This is a genomic window from Rhodococcus sp. F64268 (assembly GCF_023015605.1).
Classification (GTDB): domain Bacteria; phylum Actinomycetota; class Actinomycetes; order Mycobacteriales; family Mycobacteriaceae; genus Rhodococcus.
The window spans coordinates 1-261 of the sequence record NZ_JALKAI010000056.1 but is presented as its reverse complement, the minus strand read 5'-3'; the positions used below and the strand labels follow the sequence as shown (position 1 = coordinate 261).

1 protein-coding gene is annotated in these 261 nt (G+C 64.8%); it reads right to left on the bottom strand.

Translation table 11 applies throughout. The features are described from left to right. On the bottom strand, positions 1–261 hold a 261-nt coding region (locus tag MWU77_RS25190; protein WP_247275039.1), incomplete at both ends, for a transposase.

Sequence of the window (261 nt, the reverse complement as noted above, 5' to 3'; positions counted from 1 at the left end):
TTTCGCGGATCAGCCGAAGAGCGAGCTTGTGGTGATGATCCAACCGCGTCTCGCGCACCTTCCGGTGCGCCGCGGCAACCTTTCGGCGGGCCTTGTCCCGATTCTTCGACCCTTTCATGGTGCGCGAGTAGGCCCGTTGGGCGCGGACCAGCCGACGTTCCTTCGACCGCAACCAGCGGGGATTGGCAATCTTCTCGCGGGTCCCATCGTCGTAAACGATCGCCGCGACCGACTCGAGTCCGACGTCGATGCCCGCGCATC